18 protein-coding genes are annotated in these 17,311 nt (G+C 59.7%); 12 read left to right on the plus strand and 6 right to left on the minus strand.

Going from position 1 to position 17,311, the window contains the following annotated elements; translation table 11 throughout:
- Window position 1: 1 nt before the first annotated feature.
- Window positions 2-892, plus strand: a complete 891-nt coding sequence (locus tag RA27_RS06450) for a fatty acid desaturase (RefSeq protein ID WP_039535962.1) — start codon at window positions 2-4, stop codon at window positions 890-892.
- Window positions 893-956: 64 nt separating this feature from the next.
- On the opposite strand, the gene RA27_RS06455 is transcribed toward RA27_RS06450, so the two are convergent.
- Window positions 957-2,051: an anhydro-N-acetylmuramic acid kinase gene (locus RA27_RS06455; RefSeq protein WP_082025032.1), complete on the minus strand. Its 1,095-nt coding sequence runs from the start codon at window positions 2,049-2,051 to the stop codon at window positions 957-959.
- Window positions 2,052-2,409: 358 nt separating this feature from the next.
- Here RA27_RS06455 and RA27_RS06460 point away from each other — a divergent pair, with 358 nt between their 5' ends.
- From RA27_RS06460 to RA27_RS06490, 7 genes are all read left to right on the plus strand, one after another.
- Entirely contained in the window at window positions 2,410-2,598 is a 189-nt protein-coding gene (locus RA27_RS06460) for a hypothetical protein (RefSeq protein WP_039535966.1), read from the plus strand.
- A gap of 198 nt (window positions 2,599-2,796) precedes the next feature.
- On the plus strand, window positions 2,797-4,041 hold the full coding sequence (tyrS, locus tag RA27_RS06465; RefSeq protein WP_039535968.1) for a tyrosine--tRNA ligase: 1,245 nt from the start codon (window positions 2,797-2,799) through the stop codon (window positions 4,039-4,041).
- 127 nt (window positions 4,042-4,168) lie between these two features.
- Window positions 4,169-5,014, plus strand: coding sequence for a hypothetical protein (locus tag RA27_RS06470; protein ID WP_152610650.1), 846 nt, complete (start codon window positions 4,169-4,171; stop codon window positions 5,012-5,014).
- A 362-nt stretch (window positions 5,015-5,376) separates the two neighbouring features.
- The gene (locus tag RA27_RS06475; protein WP_039535973.1) at window positions 5,377-6,927 is read left to right on the plus strand and encodes a trimethylamine methyltransferase family protein; all 1,551 of its coding nucleotides are present in this window, start codon (window positions 5,377-5,379) and stop codon (window positions 6,925-6,927) included.
- A gap of 78 nt (window positions 6,928-7,005) precedes the next feature.
- Entirely contained in the window at window positions 7,006-8,109 is a 1,104-nt protein-coding gene (locus RA27_RS06480; RefSeq protein WP_039535975.1) for a mandelate racemase/muconate lactonizing enzyme family protein, read from the plus strand.
- 12 nt (window positions 8,110-8,121) lie between these two features.
- Window positions 8,122-8,853 (plus strand): SDR family oxidoreductase, encoded by a 732-nt coding sequence (locus RA27_RS06485; RefSeq protein ID WP_039535977.1) that lies wholly within the window; start codon window positions 8,122-8,124, stop codon window positions 8,851-8,853.
- Entirely contained in the window at window positions 8,850-9,584 is a 735-nt protein-coding gene (locus tag RA27_RS06490) for an SDR family oxidoreductase (RefSeq protein ID WP_039535979.1), read from the plus strand. Before RA27_RS06485 ends, RA27_RS06490 begins: the two co-directional genes overlap by 4 nt.
- Before the next feature lie 12 nt (window positions 9,585-9,596).
- Here RA27_RS06490 and RA27_RS06495 read toward each other — a convergent pair whose 3' ends face one another.
- Genes RA27_RS06495 through RA27_RS06510 form a run of 4 tightly spaced genes read right to left on the minus strand, consistent with a single transcriptional unit; the run spans window position 9,597 to window position 14,069 of the window.
- Window positions 9,597-10,937 (minus strand): FAD-binding oxidoreductase, encoded by a 1,341-nt coding sequence (locus RA27_RS06495; RefSeq protein WP_039535980.1) that lies wholly within the window; start codon window positions 10,935-10,937, stop codon window positions 9,597-9,599.
- A complete protein-coding gene (locus RA27_RS06500; protein WP_039535982.1) occupies window positions 10,934-12,430 on the minus strand; it encodes an aldehyde dehydrogenase in 1,497 nt (498 codons plus the stop codon). Before RA27_RS06500 ends, RA27_RS06495 begins: the two co-directional genes overlap by 4 nt.
- 3 nt (window positions 12,431-12,433) lie before the next feature.
- Window positions 12,434-13,351, minus strand: coding sequence for a dihydrodipicolinate synthase family protein (locus tag RA27_RS06505; RefSeq protein WP_039535983.1), 918 nt, complete (start codon window positions 13,349-13,351; stop codon window positions 12,434-12,436).
- A gap of 7 nt (window positions 13,352-13,358) precedes the next feature.
- Window positions 13,359-14,069: a GntR family transcriptional regulator gene (locus tag RA27_RS06510; RefSeq protein ID WP_039535985.1), complete on the minus strand. Its 711-nt coding sequence runs from the start codon at window positions 14,067-14,069 to the stop codon at window positions 13,359-13,361.
- A 133-nt stretch (window positions 14,070-14,202) separates the two neighbouring features.
- Between RA27_RS06510 and RA27_RS06515 the strand changes: the two genes are divergently transcribed.
- From RA27_RS06515 to RA27_RS06525, 3 genes are all read left to right on the plus strand, one after another.
- The gene (locus RA27_RS06515; protein ID WP_039535987.1) at window positions 14,203-15,153 is read left to right on the plus strand and encodes a GlxA family transcriptional regulator; all 951 of its coding nucleotides are present in this window, start codon (window positions 14,203-14,205) and stop codon (window positions 15,151-15,153) included.
- 73 nt (window positions 15,154-15,226) lie between these two features.
- Window positions 15,227-15,982 carry an SDR family NAD(P)-dependent oxidoreductase gene (locus RA27_RS06520; RefSeq protein ID WP_039535989.1) on the plus strand — a complete coding sequence of 252 codons (756 nt, stop codon included), beginning with the start codon at window positions 15,227-15,229 and terminating at the stop codon, window positions 15,980-15,982.
- Window positions 15,983-15,992: 10 nt separating this feature from the next.
- Window positions 15,993-16,547 (plus strand): sugar O-acetyltransferase, encoded by a 555-nt coding sequence (locus tag RA27_RS06525; RefSeq protein ID WP_039535991.1) that lies wholly within the window; start codon window positions 15,993-15,995, stop codon window positions 16,545-16,547.
- Here the strand turns inward: RA27_RS06525 and RA27_RS06530 are convergent.
- Window positions 16,528-16,866: a helix-turn-helix domain-containing protein gene (locus RA27_RS06530; RefSeq protein WP_039535993.1), complete on the minus strand. Its 339-nt coding sequence runs from the start codon at window positions 16,864-16,866 to the stop codon at window positions 16,528-16,530. The genes RA27_RS06525 and RA27_RS06530 overlap by 20 nt on opposite strands.
- Before the next feature lie 124 nt (window positions 16,867-16,990).
- Between RA27_RS06530 and RA27_RS06535 the strand changes: the two genes are divergently transcribed.
- Window positions 16,991-17,278 carry a putative quinol monooxygenase gene (locus RA27_RS06535; RefSeq protein WP_039535995.1) on the plus strand — a complete coding sequence of 96 codons (288 nt, stop codon included), beginning with the start codon at window positions 16,991-16,993 and terminating at the stop codon, window positions 17,276-17,278.
- Window positions 17,279-17,311: the final 33 nt, after the last annotated feature.

A 17,311-nucleotide genomic window follows, 5' to 3' on the forward strand; every position in this document is an offset into this window, starting at 1 on the left:
CATGGATCATCGCACCCTGATCGCATCGATCCCGCCCGAGACCAAGGACGAGCTGCAGCAGCGCTCTGACATCGCGGGCCTCAAACATCTTGCGATCTATATCGGCGCCCTGACGGCAACCAGCACCGGGATTGTCCTGCAAATCCCGCTGTGGCCGCTGCTGATCCTGCCACAGGGCCTCTTGCTGGTCTTCCTGTTTACGCTCAGCCACGAATGCACGCACAAGACGCCGTTCAGATCCGGTTGGATAAACGAAGCTGTCGGTCACCTCGTCTCAGTTCCCATCTGCCTGCCGTTCACTTGGTTTCGTTATTTTCACCTCGCCCACCACAAATGGACGAACCACCCGACCAAAGACCCGGAACTTGACGGCAAACCGCGCCCCGACAACTGGCGTAGTCTGGCGGTCTATCTCAGCGGCTGGCCCTATTGGGCGGGGATGGCACGCGTACTGGTGAACAACGCCCGCGGACGGAACGGCGCGGCCTACCTGCCAGCCCGCCAGCACCGCGCAATCCGGCTCGAAGCTTGTATACTATCTGCATTGTATCTGATGGCCGGACTAAGCCTGTTTTTCACACCCTTGATGTTCTGGATCTGGCTGCTGCCAGCCCTCTTAGGCCAACCGTTCCTGCGCCTCTACCTGCTTGCTGAACACGGCCTCTGCCCGCCGGTGGCCAATATGCTCGAGAACTCCCGCACGACCTTTACCAACCGACTGATCCGGTTTCTGGCCTGGAACATGCCCTTTCATGCAGAGCACCACGCCTTTCCGAACGTGCCCTTTCACCAGCTCCCGGCCTTCCACCACTGGACACAGGCCCACCTGAAATCCACCTCAGACGGCTATACCCGCTTCACGGCGGATTACACCCGCGCAATTCATCGCTGACTCCGCGGCTTCATCTGGCCCCAAATATCCCGGGGGAGTCGCGCAGCGGCGGGGGCAGCGCCCCCTACCCGCTGATCACAGCACCCCGCGCCGGCGACGAGACAACACCACCCCCTACCAGCGCGCTGACCCCGGTCGTGCCCGGGCATGAGGTCGGCAAGCCCCGCGCCACCCGAACGGCAAGATAGGCAAAAGCCTGCGCTTCAAGCATATCGCCATTCAATCCGACCGCCTCGACCGGTTCTACCGGACAATCCAGCGAAACGCGAAGCATCTCCATCAGTACCGGGTTATGACGCCCGCCACCGGTGACCAGAACGCGGGCCGGTGGTTTCGGGCAATGCTCCATCCCCTGCACCACACCGGCGGCGCACATTCCCGTCAGCGTCGCGACTGCATCAGCGTCGCCAAGCTCCTTCACCAGACCGATCATCTCGGCAAAGTCATTCCGGTCCAAAGACTTGGGCGGCATTCGGTTAAAATACGGCTCGGCCAGAAAAAGCTCCAGCGCGCCGGTCTCAACGGTGCCGTCGCGGGCAAGCGTCCCGTCCCGATCCATCGGCAGACCCAACCGCGCCTGCACCAGATCATCCACCGGAGCGTTGGCAGGACCGGTGTCGAATGCCAGCAACGCTCCGGGCGCTTCGGGTCCGTCAAACGACGGATCAACATAGGTCAGATTGCCGACCCCACCGAGATTGAGGAAACACAATGGCTCCTGCGCCCCGATCCATTTGGCACAGGCGAAATGAAAGAACGGGGCCAGAGGCGCGCCCTCGCCGCCCAGCGCCACATCATCACTGCGGAAATCCCAGACCACCGAAACGCCCAGCGCCTGCGACAGGCCGAGCCCATCCCCCACCTGCAAGGTGCCGCGCCCGCGCGGCTCATGCGCCAGCGTCTGCCCATGGAACCCAATGAGGTCCACGCCTTCGAACTCCGCCAGCGCCTCGGCATGGGCACGGGTTATCAGATCATGCGCCGCCTCGACCTCCGGCCCGTGCCATTGGCCCAACGCGGCGCGCAACACGTTCCGCTCACTGTCGGAAAACGCGCGATACCCGCAGTCCCCAAAACCAAGAATGCGCTGACCGTCGGTTTCGACCACAGCCGCATCCACCCCGTCCAGCGAGGTGCCGGACATCGCCCCAAGGGCCATCAGGGGTCCCGTCTTTCCAGTGATCCGGCTCACGCATCTCTCCTGCTCTTATGGCGTTGGGTTGCCTCAGCCCGGGCGAGCGCACTCAACCTGACGATGCAACTTGCTCAACCTGCCTCCAGAGCCAAGCCAGTGGCAAGACGTCCGATCATCGATCCGTGGATTTTTCGCCGTTGGGTCACAGGATCGACACGCTTAACCACGCCCCAAACGCCGTTTCTGCGTTTTCTCTGTCTCGCTCTTGGCGCGCCCACCTTCGTCACCGGACTGCTGCTCCCCGTTGTCGGCACTGCGCGCCTGACCGCTGAAATCTTTACCTCTCTCCTTGTAGATCGAGTAACCTGCGCCAAGCTGCCGGGTGTATAGTGCAAACATCCTGACCGGTGCGATCCTGTCGATTGTCGCCTTATTCGCCACCAAGCCGCCGCAACTGATGGTCGTTCTGCTGTTCCTGACCACGGCGCTGATTTTCACGCTGATGCGATATGCCCAGAACGCCTGGTTCTACGTGTCGGTGATTCTGCTTCTTTCGCTGGGCGGCATTTGAACGGCAATGACGTCATCCACAGGTGTGACCCGTATCTCATCCGGATGACCAATAAAGACGAGCGTCTCTAAAGCCGATGCAACAGGCACCTGTAAAACGCACCCGGAAAAAAAGCGGCGCAATTCCGGGAAAAGGTGCCTTTTCCTTACCCATTCCGCCGCCTATACAGTGCCCCGCAACATCAACCCGAGGCATATCATGACCTACCACCCCAAATCGGATTTCATCGCCACGATGATCGAGCGCGGCTTTCTCGCCGACTGCACCGATTATCAGGGCCTTGACGACGCGCTGATCTCTGGGGTGCAGACGGCTTATATCGGCTATGACGCCACGGCGCAGTCGCTGCACGTGGGTCACCTGATGAACATCATGGTGCTGCGCTGGCTGCAAAAAACCGGTCACAAGCCGATCACTCTGATGGGTGGCGGCACAACCAAGGTGGGCGATCCGTCATTCCGCTCGGACGAACGCCCCCTGCTGGGACCTGAACAGATCGACGCCAATATTGCGGGCATGAAGCAGGTGTTCTCGAAATACCTGTCCTATGACGACAGCGAGACCGGCGCGCTGATGCTGAATAATGCCGAATGGCTGGACAGCCTGAACTACCTCGATTTCCTACGCGATATCGGGCGGCATTTCTCGGTCAACCGGATGCTGAGCTTTGAATCCGTGAAATCGCGGCTGGATCGTGAACAGTCGCTGAGCTTCCTCGAATTCAACTACATGATCCTGCAGGCCTATGACTTCTTGGAACTGAACCGCCGTTATGGCTGTGTTCTGCAGATGGGCGGCTCGGACCAGTGGGGCAACATCGTCAACGGTATCGACCTGACCCGCCGCGTGCTGGACCACGAAATCTACGGCCTGACCACACCCCTGCTGACCACCAGCGATGGCCGCAAGATGGGCAAATCGCAAGGCGGAGCCGTCTGGCTGAACGGCGACATGCTGTCGCCTTATGAGTTCTGGCAATTCTGGCGCAACACCACCGACGCCGATGTGGGCCGGTTCCTGAAAATCTTCACCGAACTGCCTGTCGACGAATGCGACCGCATGGGCGCGCTGCAAGGGTCTGAGATCAACGAGGCCAAGGTGCGCCTCGCGAACGAAGTCACGACCCTGCTGCACGGGGCCGACGCGGCTGCAACCGCCGAGGCGACCGCCCGCGAAGTGTTCGAAAAAGGCGGCGTTGGCGGAGACCTCCCGACCCTGACCCTCAGCGCCGCTGATCTGCCCGCCTCGATCGTGCAACTGATCGTCAAATCCGGCCTCGCCAAATCCGGCAAAGAGGCCAAACGCCTGATCGCCGAAAACGGCGCCAAGCTGGATGATGCTCCGCTGACCGACGCGGGCCTGATGATCGACGCGGGCGCGCTGTCCTCACCAATCAAACTGAGCGCGGGTAAGAAACGCCATGCGCTGGTGCAATTGGGCTGATACAATCGGATGGCTGCTTTTTGGGCGCGAGTTCAATATTGAAATGTTACAGATCGCAAAGCTCAATCCGTAACATTTCAAGCCCGCCTCCCAATGACTACTGAAGTTTCGCGGAATAACAAACTCCATGTCATCTGACCTACACGCTCCCGGCACCGAAAATTCAGCATTAGATATTCCACCAGCGTATGTGCCTCCGCGTCCACCCCCTAAGCCGAAATTTCCCATCCTGCTAATACTTATCTGGGGTGCCCTTTTTCTGACACTGATTTTGGCGAAAGAATTCCTTTGGGACAACCAAACCTCAGGTCGGGCAGGACTAAAATACACCAGCGGCGATATGACTTGGCAGAGTATTGATCCAACGTGGTCTGAGATGTGGGGAGAATATGCGCTCGACATGTCGGTAAACCCCGTAAGCATAAGAAATTCTTCGGATGGGACCTTCCACATCAACGGCACCATTCTTCGTTCTCTGTGCGGTTCGGTTTTGACGAAATTGCCCGATCCGCCAGAAGGCGTTTCACGCAAAGATATTTATCGCCTCGGTTTCAGATTCTATAACGCCAATGACCAAACGCCCACGGACGTTTTTCCAGTGCAAGTTCAGGACGGTGCTTGCGTCGCATACGACGATCAAGTGATATTTGACTGGAGCTATCCAGGGGCACTAGCCGGATGGTCCCCTGTGCGCTCCGAAGGTTCAAGTAAAGAAAAGCAAATCATCTTTTTTGGCCGAAGAGGTGACGTGAAAGTTCCTTATGATCAAATTGATCTAATGCTTGCGTGCGAAGCGCTCTTTCTGGATTCTAGCGACAAAATGCGCGAAGTTTTATCGGAGGTGAAAGAATTGGAAATCCGCGCGGTGAAGGGGGTTGTTTCCGCCGTTTTTTGGGCGGGAATTTACCAATCACAGCACTTTCAGATAATAAACGGTAGTTGCCTCGTACCGGGCGAAATCACCGACGGTTAAGCAAGGATTCACAGTGCTTGCCATTGAATCCTGCTAGTTGAGAGTTAGCACTAGGGACGTGTCGAATTGGCCCAGATGTATCGACTAAGAACTAGCGGTTTGTCCCGCTTCTCAGCTATCGAGTGGTGATAGTAGAAAAACTCACCAAGATTTTTGGGGAGTTTTTTTGATTTGAACCTGCTGCTGTATACTTGGTCGCAAGACTGTCGAATGTGAATCTTCAAAGCACGAAACAACCAGCCGCCTTCGGGCAACCGTACTCCCCCTCAGAATGGCAACGTCGCATTTCGCAACAGGTTTTCGCATTCCTGCATGTGGGCCCCACCCTTTCCGTTCCACACTGAACCGGAAGGAGGCACCATATGACCAGAACTGCCACTGCCACACGTACCGGAGGGCGCTCGGCCCGTCGCGCCATGCGCACCGCACCAAACTTCGAGATGTTGCCGGGCCTGACCCGCGGCATTCCGTTATGCGAGGTTATGGACGGCGCACAGGTTGAGCGCATCGATGCAGCCTCGATGGATATTCTGGAAAACGTGGGTGTCCAGTTCCGCGACCCCATCGCGCTGGAAGACTGGAAGAAGGCCGGCGCCAAGGTCGAAGGCGAGCTCGTCTATCTGGACCGCGGTCTAGTGCGCGGGCTGATCGCGACTATCCCGTCAGATTTCACCTACCACGCGCGCGATCCGAAAAAGAATGTCCGGCTTGGCGGCAGACATTCGATCTTCGTGCCGATGACCGGCGCGCCGTTCCTGCGTGATCTGGACGATGTGCGCCGCAACCCGACGCTGGACGATCTGGCGATGTTCCACAAGCTCAGCCATATGCTGCCTGCGCTGCATTCCTCAGCGCATCACATTGTCGAGCCGTATGACCACCCAATCAGCCAGCGGCACCTACGGATCACCTATTCGTCGATGAAGCACTCAGACAAAACCTTCATGGGCATGACCACCTCGCCTAAGAATGCCGAGGATGTCATGGAGATGTGCGCCATCCTGTTTGGCGAGGAATTCCTTGAAGATCACCCGGTCACCACAGGCAATTGCAACGGCAATTCGCCGCTGGTCTGGGATGAAACCATGCTGGGCGCAATGCGCGCATTCTGTCGTCGTAAACAACCCGTGCTGTGCTCGCCCTTCGTGCTGGGCGGGGCCAATACGCCCGCCAGCGTACCCGCTACCGTGGCGCAACTGAACGCGGAAGCACTCAGTGCGCTGGCCTATACGCAGGTAATCCGCAAGGGCGCGCCTGCGATCTACGGGCACTACCTGTCGACCGTTTCTATGAAATCCGGCGCGCCTATGGCAGGCACGCCCGAGATCAGCCTGATGAACTTTATGATCGGTCAGATGGCCCGGTATTACGAAGTGCCATGGCGCACTTCGAACACACTGGGCGGGGCAAAAACCTTTGACGCGCAGGCAGGCTATGAATCCGCGACCACTCTGCAGGCGGTGATCCATGCGGGTGCTAATTATATCTGGCACTCGGCAGGCTGGAACGAGGCCGGGATGCACTGCTCGACCGCCAAGTTCATCGTCGATGCGGAACAATGTGCCATGGCCTATCGCATGGCCGAGGGTCCAAAGTGGCACGATTTTGATCAGGCGGTTTCTGCTGTTGGCGATATCGGCCCCGGCGGGCATTATCTGGGGCACCCCCACACGCAGGACAATTTTCAGAACGCGTTCTTCATGCCCGACATGTTCGACAATAACTCGATCGAGCAATGGCAGGCCGAGGGCTGTGTCGAAATCACCGAACGCGCCCTCAAACACGCCCGCAAGCTGCTGGCCGAATATCAGGAGCCGACGCTGGACACCGCCAAGAACGAGGAACTGTTGGACTACATCGCCCGACGCGAACGAGAAATCCCGGCAGCGGATGAGCTGAATCAGACCTATTGAGATACTCTCCCCTGAAACTCACCCGCCCGAATCACCGGGCGGGTCTTTTCCATTCAGAGACATCGGGAAACGCACATAGTGAAAATCGCGGAAATCCACATCTACAGCCACGATCTGCCTGTCAAAAACGGCCCCTATACGATGGCCCGTGCTCAGGTATGGGCGCTGGATACCACTCTGGTCAAACTGGTCGGCGACAATGGCCTCGTGGGATGGGGCGAGACCTGCCCGGTTGGTCCCACCTACGCCGAAGCGCACGCCACCGGTGCCCGCGCCGCGCTGGCGCAGATGGCCCCCGATCTGATCGGGGCCGAGGTGTCGCCGCTGGGTCTGCATCGGCGCATGGACAGCCTGCTGAACGGTCACAACTATGCCAAGGCCGCGATTGATATCGCAGCGCATGATCTGCTGGGCAAACACCACGGGGTCAGCGTGTCGACACTGCTGGGCGGTGCTGTAACGGACAATGTGCCCTCGTATTACGCAACCGGCGTTGGTGCGCCGGACGACATCGCGCGATTGGCGGCGGACAAACGGGCCGAAGGTTACCCTCGCCTGCAGATCAAGGTCGGCGGTCGCCCGGTCGAATTGGACATCGAAACCATCCGCAAGGTTTGGGAAGTTATCGGCGGTTCGGACATGCGCCTTGCGGTGGATGGCAACCGTGGCTGGACAACCCGCGACGCGCTGCGCGTCAGCCGCGAATGTCCCGACATTCCGTTCATCATGGAGCAACCCTGCAACACGATGGAAGATCTGCAAAAGATCCGGGCACAGATTGGCCACGCGATCTACATGGACGAAAACAGCACCAGTCTGAACACCGTCATCACCGCCGCAGGGACCGGGCTGGTGGACGGGTTTGGCATGAAAGTTACGCGTATCGGAGGCCTGCACCCGATGCGCACCTTCCGCGATCTATGCGAGGCTCGTAACCTGCCCCATACCTGCGACGACAGCTGGGGCGGCGACATCATCGCTGCGGCCTGTACCCATATTGGTGCGACGGTAAAGCCCGAGTTGCTCGAAGGCGTCTGGCTGGCGGCCCCCTATATCGAAGGCAACTATGATCCGAAAAACGGTATCCGGATTGAGGGCGGCCATATCCGCGTTCCCACCGGACCGGGGCTTGGCATTACGCCCGACGAAAGCCGATTTGGTGCGCCGGTCGCATCGTTCTGATTGGAGGCGATCATGGATTTCCACGGAAAAACAGCGCTGGTGACCGGTGCCGCCGGGGGTATTGGAGCCTCTCTCGTACAGCGCCTGCGCGCCGCAGGCGCGCGTGTGGCGGTTGCAGACCGTTCTGTCGACGGGATCGAAGCCGAGGCACACTTGCCCGGCGACCTGCTGGACCCAGCCTATGCCGACGCGTTGCCCTCGAATGCGGCAGAAGCGCTGAGCGGTCTCGATATCGTCGTCAACAACGCAGGCGTGATCACGCGCGGGGCCGTGACCGCAACCTCGGACGAGGATTGGGCCTTGTCGCTGGGCGTGAATGTCGAGGCGCCGTTCCGCATCTGCCGCGCCGCCATTCCGATCATGGCTGAGGCAGGCGGCGGCTCGATCGTGAACACCGCGTCCTGCTGGGGCCTCCGGCCCGGGCCGGATCATGCGCTTTACTGCATGACAAAAGCGGCCATTGCCAGCCTGACGCAATGCATGGGGCAGGATCACGCCCATCAGGGCATCCGCATCAACGCCGTCTGCCCGAACGAGGTGAACACGCCGATGCTGCGCTCGGGCTTTGCCAAACGCGGGTTTGATCCTGATACTGCCGTTGCCGAACTTGGAAAATCAGTGCCGCTGGGTCGGATCGCCGAGCCTGCGGATATCGCGGACGTGATCCTGTTTTTGGCCTCGGACGCCGCACGTTACATGTGCGGTGCACTGGTCGAAGTTAACGGAGGCAAGCCGGTCCAATGAACAGATTCGCCGGAAAAACCGCCCTTGTGACCGGTGGGCGCAGCGGTATCGGACGCGCCATCGCGCAACGCCTGCGCGACGAAGGGGCCAATGTTTTCACCGCGCAGCGTGGAACGGATGACGAGTTTCCCTCCTTCCCTGCGGATTTCTCTGACCCGAACAGCCCCGCAGAGATCATCCAGCAGGCCATTGCTCAAGCTGGCCAGCTGGATGTGCTGATCAACAACGCGGGCATGATGCAGGAAGCATCGGTCGACGACATGTCTCTGGCGGATTGGCAGCGCAATCTGGCCGTCAACCTGACCGCCCCTTTCCTGCTGATCCAGGCCGCTTTGCCGCATCTGCGCAGAACCAGAGGCAGCATCGTCAACATCGGGTCGGTCGAAGGCTTGGGCAGCAATCCCGGCCATGCCGCCTATTGCGCTTCAAAAGCCGGGTTGCATGGGCTGACCCGCGCGGTTGCCGTTGACCACGGCGCGGAAGGCATCCGCTGTAATGCGGTGGCTCCGGGCTGGATCGACACCGATCTCAACCTCGATTTCATCGAAAGCATGGACGACCCGGGCGCCTTCCGCCGGGACATTGCCCGTATTCACCCGGTAGGCCGCACGGGCGATCCCAAAGAGGTCGCCGCGCTGGTCGCCTTCCTCGCTGCCGAGGAATCAGGCTTTGTCACTGGTCAGATCTATACGGTCGATGGCGGGCGGATGGCGAAGCTCAGCCTGCCATAAATAGCCCTAAGGCTATTCGGCACCGGATCGCCACTCTTTCCAGCGCAGATACGCATTGGCACCCACCGATGCGAAAGGCTCGGGCGGCAATCGCGGTGGCATTGGCTGCGCCAGGAAATGATCTGCGATTGGTGATGCCTTCTGCAGCACAAGCTCCGCCGCGCCCATTCCCTGCAAGGTACCTCGGGCAATGCCCAGTCCATTCTGGCAACAGGCGGCATAAACCCCCTGCTCGATCTCACCAAACGCGGCCGAACCATTGCGGCTGAGGCACAGCATCCCGGCCCAGCGATGTTCCATCCGCACATCCGGCAGGTTCGGAAACCGTTCCCGAAACTTGCGGTCATGCACCCTGCCCGCCCTTTTCAAATGGCGGTCGCTGCTGTGGATCGAAGGATGAAAGCTGGAACAGGTTCGGATCAGAATACGATTCCCACAGCCGCCGGAAATCCGCCGGACCGAGGTGCCCATCGGGTCCGCAGGCGTCACCGACCAGCGCGGTTGCCCGCCCAGCGTCGCGATCTGTGCTGCATTCAACGGTTCCGTTATCGACGCGTAAAGACAGATGTGCATCAGACGGCGCTGATAAAAGCCAAAGCTTTCGATGTGCCCGTTATTGGCCAAGACAATGCGTCCGGTCGACACTCTGGCTTTTTTGGTTTCGACCTCCCAGCCGCTGCCTTTCTTGCTGAAACCGGTCACGGGTGAATTCTCGAATACCCCGACCTGTCCTGCCAGATGCGCGGACAGGGCCCGGACGTAGGCGGCAGGCTGTATCATCACCGTTCCCGGCGCGAACAGGCCCGAGGTGTAATGCGGACTGCCCGTCAGCGCCTGCATCTGGTGTGCGTCATACTGCTCACAAGGTTCTCCGAGCTGCGCCAGATGTGCTGCGTAATCTGCGTTGTGCCGGTCCCCGTCTGGTGTCGCCGCAGCATTGATCTTGCCGCAGGGATCGAACATCTCGGGCGATAGCTCACATTGCGCCGCAACCTCTGTCGCAAAGGCAATCGCCTGCCGGTTCAGCGCAATACTGGCCCGATCCGCCTCCAACCCGTCGCTCGCATAATTGTCCGAGGCCAGATCATGCGGCAGATCGATCATAAAACCCGAATTGCGCCCGGCGGACCCTTCGGCAAATCGCCCGGCCTCCAACACCACGACCTTCAGCCCCGGATCAAGCTGATGCAGCCGCCGGGCCGCCGACAACCCGGCAAACCCACCGCCGATGATGGTCACATCTGCGGTCTGGTTCTGTTCAAGTCGAGGCAGGTCTTGCTGCGGCGGCAAGATGGCATTCCACCCCGCCGCGCCGGTCTGCCGGGGCAGACGTTTGGCGGTATAGACCGTCAATCCACCGCCTCGTCTTCGTCGTCGGCCAGATCAATCCAGATGGTTTTCAGCTGGGTATACTGATCATGCGCGTGGACCGAGTTATCACGTCCGCCAAACCCGGACTGCTTGTAACCGCCAAAAGGCGTGGTGATGTCGCCTTCACCGAAGCTGTTGACCGTGACGGTCCCTGCCCGGATCGCCCGCGCACCCCGAATGGCGCGTTTGGCGTTGGCCGTAAAGATCGAGGCACACAGGCCATACTCGGTGTCATTGGCGATGCTGATCGCCTCGTCAAAGCCCGAGACTTCGATCACCGAAAGGACCGGGCCAAAGATTTCCTCGCGCGCCAAAGTGGCGTCGTTTCCGGGCACTTCGACCACCGTGGCCTCGACAAAGCCCTTGTCCGCCTTGCCACCGATCAGCACGTTTTCGGCCTGTTCCAGATATCCGCAGACCTTGATGTAATGCCCCTCGCTGACCAGCGCGCCCATGCGGGTTTCAGGGTCCAGCGGATCGCCGACATTCCAATGTTTGGCGTGATGGGCAATACGCTCCAACAGTTCCGCCTTCACGTCCTTATGCACGATCAACCGCGACGAGGCCGAGCAATTCTCGCCCATGTTCCAGAACGCGCCATTGACGATATGCGCCGCCACGCGGTCCAGGTTTTCCGCATCGTCCATCACAATGGCCGGGTTCTTGCCGCCCATCTCAAGCACCACTTCCTTGGCGTTGCTTTCGGCGGAATAGCTCAGGAATTTCTTGCCCGTCATGGTCGAGCCGGTGAACGAAACCATGTCGATATCCATATGCCGCCCGATGGGTTCACCGACCTCGGCCCCGCCCCCCGGTACGACGTTCAGTACACCGCGCGGCAAACCTGCCTCTGCAGCCAATTCCGCCACCTTCAGCGCCGTCAACGATGTCTCGGTTGCCGGTTTAATCACCACGGAACAACCTGCCGCCAGCGCAGGCCCGATCTTCCATGCCAACATCAGCAGAGGGAAGTTCCACGGCAATACCAGCCCAACCACACCGATGGGTTCACGCACCACCATGGCGATATGGTCATCACTGGCCGGTGAGACCTGATCGTAAATCTTGTCGATCGCCTCGGCGTGCCATTTCAGGCAGTGGATCGTCTCGGGCACATCCACGGTTTCGCAATCATAAATCGTCTTGCCACTATCGATGCTCTCCATCACCGCCAGTTCCCGCGCGTTGCGGGTAATCAGCTTGCACAGGCGGATCAGAACGTCCTTGCGATCCGACGGGTGCATCTTTGACCAACGCCCATCGTCAAACGCCTCACGCGCCTTTTCGACGGCGAAATCCACATCCTCGGCGCCACAGGCCGCGATGCTGGTCAGCACCGCCCCTGTGGCCGGATTGACAGTCTCGAACACCTGTCCCGAGTTTGCCGGGCGATAGCCGCCATCAATGAACGCACCCGTCGGCAAATCCAGATGCGCGGCGATGGATTCGTATTCGTCTTTCGTCAGCAAGCTCATGCCTCAATCCTCCGCCACAATATCTGCGATTTTGCGTTTCAGAACGCGCGTCACCTGTTCCAGCGCGCGTTTGTCATCCTTGTTCAGGCCTTTGAGCGGAGGCCGCACAGGACCCGCATCAATCCCATTCATGGTCACCCCATGTTTGATCGTCTGGATGAATTTGCCCCCCTGCTCCAGCACCCGCATCAGCGGCATCAGCGCGCTCATGATGCGGCGGCCTTTGGCAAAGTCGCCCTCGATCACGCAGGCCTGATACAGCGCCACATGCTCGGCGGGCAGAAAGTTCGATCCGCCGCAGACCCAGAACGGTGCACCCCAGGCGAAGAACTCCAGCGCCTGATCGTCCATGCCGCAGCCCAGCTGAATATGCGGATAATCCCGCGCCAACAGGTGTACCCGGTTGATATCGCCTGAGCTTTCCTTGATGCCGCAGAAATTCCGGCTGCGGCCAACGCGGTCCAGGAACTCCTCGCCCATCATCGTGCCGGTCCGGTGCGGATAGTTGTACAGCATCACCGGCAGATCAGCCGCCTTGTCGATCGCCAGAGCGTTCAGCGCATTCTCACGGTCTGTCGGCACCGAATACGGCGGGCTGGCCAACAGGATCGAATCCGCGCCCAGTTCCCGCGCGCCCGAGGCCAGCGCAACGGAATCGTCGGTCAGCATCGCGCCCGTGCCAACGACCAACGGCACCCGCCCTTTCAAACGTTCATGAGTAAACCGCGCCAGTTCCAGTCGTTCCTCAACGGTTTGGGCATAATTCTCACCCGTCGACCCGCCCGAGATCAGCCCGTGCACGCCCTGTTCGACCAGATAGTCGATCACCTCGGCCAACGCGTCCCAGTTCACGCTGCCATCCGCCAGATACGGCGTCACCACCGGCGTATAGATACCCTCAAATCTGAAGATCGGAGTCATGTGTCCCTCATGCAGATGTCTTGCCGGGGACCTGCCCCAGCGGAAAATCCAACCCCTCAGGCATCACGAACAGCTCGATCTGATCGCGTGACAGGGTCCAGTGGTCGTCAGCAAGCTGCGCAGCAGCCGCTTCATCGCCCGCCTCGATGGCGGCGATGATGGCGTCGTGCTGATGACTGGCTTGCGACAGGTTCTCGGTCATCTGTACGGTCTGCGGGCGATAAAATGTCATCCCGATGCGCGCATGATCGATCAGCAGCCGGTTGAATGAAGGGGATAAATAGACATTCCCCGCCATCTCACCGGTCACCTCGTGAAACCGCGTGTTAGCCAGTGTCCGCTCCTCGGCCGAGCCCGTACGCAGGGCCTGTCGGAACACCTCCTGCGCCGCTTTCAGCTGATCAATCTGATCGGACGTCGCATTGGCCGCGGCCAGCCGCAGCACCGCGCCATAGACCATTGGCGCGACCAGAAAGAAATCCCGCAACGTGGTATGAGACATCTCGGATACCCGTGCCCCGCGATGGGTCCGCAGGTCCAAGTACCCCTCACCGGCCAACTGCCGGAACACTTCGCGCAACGGCGTGCGCGACAACCCAAAGGCCTGCGACAACTGCGCCTCGTCCAGATCCTCTCCGGGACGCAGACGCAGGGTCAGAACCGACATCTTCAAATGCTCGGCCAACGCCTCTTTTGGTGATCTGCCCTCGTCCCTCATTCGCTCCCTTTCATCGCGTTCCTGCGAATCGATACCTCGTTCTCTCGTACCGCATAAAAATACATGTTGTATACAGATAGTTTTCGTGCAGCATGACCGAAGCCAACAGCACTCCCTGATTCAGGTCCCATCGATGAGCCAAACACAGCACTTCGCTTTCATACTGGTCGAGGAATTCTCGCATCTCGCCTTCTCTTGCGCGGTGGAGCCGTTGAGGATCGCAAATTTGCTGGCCGAGGATGACCTCTACAGGTGGTCCTTCCTGTCCGAGCACGCTGAGCAGGCAGTCTGTTCAAACGGATCGGTCACTCTGGTGCATGGCGGCCTGAGTTCCGTCCCGAAATGCGACCAACTGTTTGTTCTGTCAGGTATAAACATGCGCAACCACGTCTCGCGCCCGTTGCTCGCCACCTTGCGCCGGGAACGTGCGCGGGGCACGAATATCGGCGCCTTGTGTTCCGGTGCATGGCTGCTGGCCGAGGCCGGGTTTCTGGACGGGATGCAAGCCGCAATACACTGGGAATATCACGATTCCTTTATGGAGGCTTTTCCTGAAACAAATCTCGTCCGCAGCGTCTTTGTCGCCGACGAAAAACACATGACCGCCTCGGGTGGTACCGCGACCGCAGATCTGATGCTGCACCTGATCGAACGCGACCATGGCCACGATCTGTCAGTCGCTGTGGCCGATCAGATGGTCTATAACGCCGTCCGCAACGCCACCGCCGATCAGCGCGTCTCGCTGCAATCGCGCAACGGGATGCGGAACACGCATCTGGCCAAGGCGATCCACATCATGACCGACAATATCCAAAGCCCGCTGTCGCCCTCGGTCATTGCCAGCGATATCGGCATCTCAACCCGGCAACTGGAGCGTCTGTTTGGGAAATTCCTCAACACCTCGCCCAAGAAATACTTCATGGAGCTACGGCTGGATCGCGCCCGCAACCTGCTGCTGCAGACCGAATCCTCCGTGACCGAAGTCGCCTTTGCCTGCGGCTTCGAAAGCGCCGGTCACTTCTCGCGCGTATACCGGGCTGCCTTTGGTGTCACGCCGATGCAGCAGCGCAGCAGGCTCGATTGATCAAAGCTGTGACTGGACAGGAGGCCATGGTTGGGATTATCTGAACAAGTGTTCAGATCAGGAAGGACCCGCCATGCAACTCTCAACCACAGCTGCGGTGATCACCGGCGGAGCCTCCGGCCTGGGTGAGGCCACTGCCCGCCACTTTGCCGAAAACGGCGCGCAGGTCACCATCCTTGATCGTGACGCCGAGCGTGGCCCACAAGTCGCCGCCGAAATCGGAGGGCATTTCGCGCAAACTGATGTGACGGATGAGGCCTCGGTCGCTGCAGCGATTGCACATGCGATGGACAAGATGGGTCGCATCACCGCCGCGGTGAACTGCGCAGGGATCGCGATTGGGGCCAAAACCGTCGGCAAAGACGGCCCGCACCCCCTGGGCGCGTTCCAACGTACCATCGACATCAATCTGGTCGGCTCTTTCAACGTCTCACGTCTTGCCGCTGTCGAGATGGCCAAGAACGATCCCGAACCGGATGGTGCGCGTGGCGTGATTATCAACACCGCCTCCATCGCCGCCTTTGACGGGCAAAAGGGTCAGGCGGCATACGCGGCCTCGAAAGGCGGCGTGGTTGGCATGACCCTACCCATGGCGCGCGACTTGGCCTCGACCGGTATCCGCGTGATGGCCATCGCACCGGGCATCTTCATGACCCCGATGCTGGCTGGTCTGCCCGAAGAGGTGCAGCAACAGCTTGCGGCGGACGTCCCTAACCCCGCCCGCCTCGGCGACCCGCGCGAATACGGCCGTCTGGCTGGGTTCATCGTCGAGATGGGTTACCTGAACGGAGAGGTCATCCGCATCGACGGTGCCCTGCGGATGCGCTAAACCGGGTTTCATGACCGAGCGGCAGAAAATGGCGGCAGGCGAGTGGTATTGCTGCCTCGACCCCGAACTGGAAGTGCTTCGCATGAAAGCACGCCGCGCGGTTCATGCCCACAACACCTGCCCACCCGATGACAGAGGGTCAATAGCGCCCGAATTGGCGGCGCTCTTTGCGGGGATCGGGCAAGACTGCTATGTCGAGGCCCCGTTCCACTGCGCCTATGGGATGAACCTGTCGCTGGGCGACCGGGTGTATCTGAACGCTGGCTGTGTCATTCTCGACACCGCGCCTGTTTGCATCGGCAGCGACTCGATGCTTGGGCCCACGGTGCAGATTTACTGTGCACAACACGCCAAGGACCCAACCCTGCGCGCCCAGGGTCTGGAAATCGACCACCCGGTGACAATCGGAGAAAATGTCTGGATCGGCGGCGGAGCGATCATCATGCCCGGCGTCACCATCGGAGACCGCGCCATTGTCGGCGCGGGTAGCGTTGTTACCAAAGACGTCCTGCCCGGAGAGACAGTTGTCGGCAACCCCGCCCGGTCTATCCGGCCTGACCCATAGCCCGATCCCGACCCCAATCCGCCAGTGCCTCGATCACCGGGCGCAACGCTTGACCCTTATCGGTTAGGCTGTATTCCACTCTGGGTGGCACCTCGGCAAATATTTTACGATGCACGATCCCGTCCGCCTCAAGCTCTCGCAACTGCTTGGTCAGGCTGCGTTGAGTCACAGTGCCCAATGCGCGCGATAGGGCGTTGAAACGCATGGTTCCACCCAGAAGATGATAGATCACCAGCCCTTTCCATTTGCCCGAGATCTGTTCCAGCCCGGCTTCAACCGGGCAGCCCCCGCTACAGTCATATCTGTCGAACCGATCCATCCCGACCTCCTGCATCAAGCAGTATACAAATGGTACCTACCTGCATAGATAGTGCGTACTTGCTAATCTGATATGTGTGTCACATATCCCGGTTCATCGCAACTGAACCCCAAAAGGACACGCCATGGCCCTGACCATTCTCGCCCAGATCACCGCTCATCCCGGCAAGGAATCTCTTGTTCGCGCCGAACTGGAAAAGCTGGTTCCAATCACCCGCGCCGAAGAAGGCTGCATCCAATACGACTTGCACGTCGACACCACTAATCCCGGTGTCTTTGTGTTCTACGAAAACTGGGAAAATCGGGACCTGTGGCAAACGCATATGGGCGCCCCGCATCTCGCCGCCTACATGGAAGCGACCGAGGGGGCAGTCGCCGAGTTCACGTTGAATGAAATGACGCGGATTGATTAACAAGCGATTTGCACAACCGGGGTAGGATCACTG

It is taken from the genome of Ruegeria sp. ANG-R (assembly GCF_000813985.1).
Lineage (GTDB): Bacteria > Pseudomonadota > Alphaproteobacteria > Rhodobacterales > Rhodobacteraceae > Ruegeria.

Bases quoted from the DNA above. Each gene is read 5' to 3' on its own strand.
- RA27_RS06450 (WP_039535962.1), top strand. From the start codon at position 2: ATGGATCATCGCACCCTGATCGCATCGATCCCGCCCGAGACCAAGGAC.
- RA27_RS06455 (WP_082025032.1), bottom strand. From the start codon at position 2,051: ATGGCCCTTGGGGCGATGTCCGGCACCTCGCTGGACGGGGTGGATGCG.
- tyrS (WP_039535968.1), top strand. From the start codon at position 2,797: ATGACCTACCACCCCAAATCGGATTTCATCGCCACGATGATCGAGCGC.
- RA27_RS06470 (WP_152610650.1), top strand. From the start codon at position 4,169: ATGTCATCTGACCTACACGCTCCCGGCACCGAAAATTCAGCATTAGAT.
- RA27_RS06475 (WP_039535973.1), top strand. From the start codon at position 5,377: ATGACCAGAACTGCCACTGCCACACGTACCGGAGGGCGCTCGGCCCGT.
- RA27_RS06485 (WP_039535977.1), top strand. From the start codon at position 8,122: ATGGATTTCCACGGAAAAACAGCGCTGGTGACCGGTGCCGCCGGGGGT.
- RA27_RS06490 (WP_039535979.1), top strand. From the start codon at position 8,850: ATGAACAGATTCGCCGGAAAAACCGCCCTTGTGACCGGTGGGCGCAGC.
- RA27_RS06500 (WP_039535982.1), bottom strand. From the start codon at position 12,430: ATGAGCTTGCTGACGAAAGACGAATACGAATCCATCGCCGCGCATCTG.
- RA27_RS06505 (WP_039535983.1), bottom strand. From the start codon at position 13,351: ATGACTCCGATCTTCAGATTTGAGGGTATCTATACGCCGGTGGTGACG.
- RA27_RS06510 (WP_039535985.1), bottom strand. From the start codon at position 14,069: ATGAGGGACGAGGGCAGATCACCAAAAGAGGCGTTGGCCGAGCATTTG.
- RA27_RS06515 (WP_039535987.1), top strand. From the start codon at position 14,203: ATGAGCCAAACACAGCACTTCGCTTTCATACTGGTCGAGGAATTCTCG.
- RA27_RS06520 (WP_039535989.1), top strand. From the start codon at position 15,227: ATGCAACTCTCAACCACAGCTGCGGTGATCACCGGCGGAGCCTCCGGC.
- RA27_RS06525 (WP_039535991.1), top strand. From the start codon at position 15,993: ATGACCGAGCGGCAGAAAATGGCGGCAGGCGAGTGGTATTGCTGCCTC.
- RA27_RS06530 (WP_039535993.1), bottom strand. From the start codon at position 16,866: ATGGATCGGTTCGACAGATATGACTGTAGCGGGGGCTGCCCGGTTGAA.
- RA27_RS06535 (WP_039535995.1), top strand. From the start codon at position 16,991: ATGGCCCTGACCATTCTCGCCCAGATCACCGCTCATCCCGGCAAGGAA.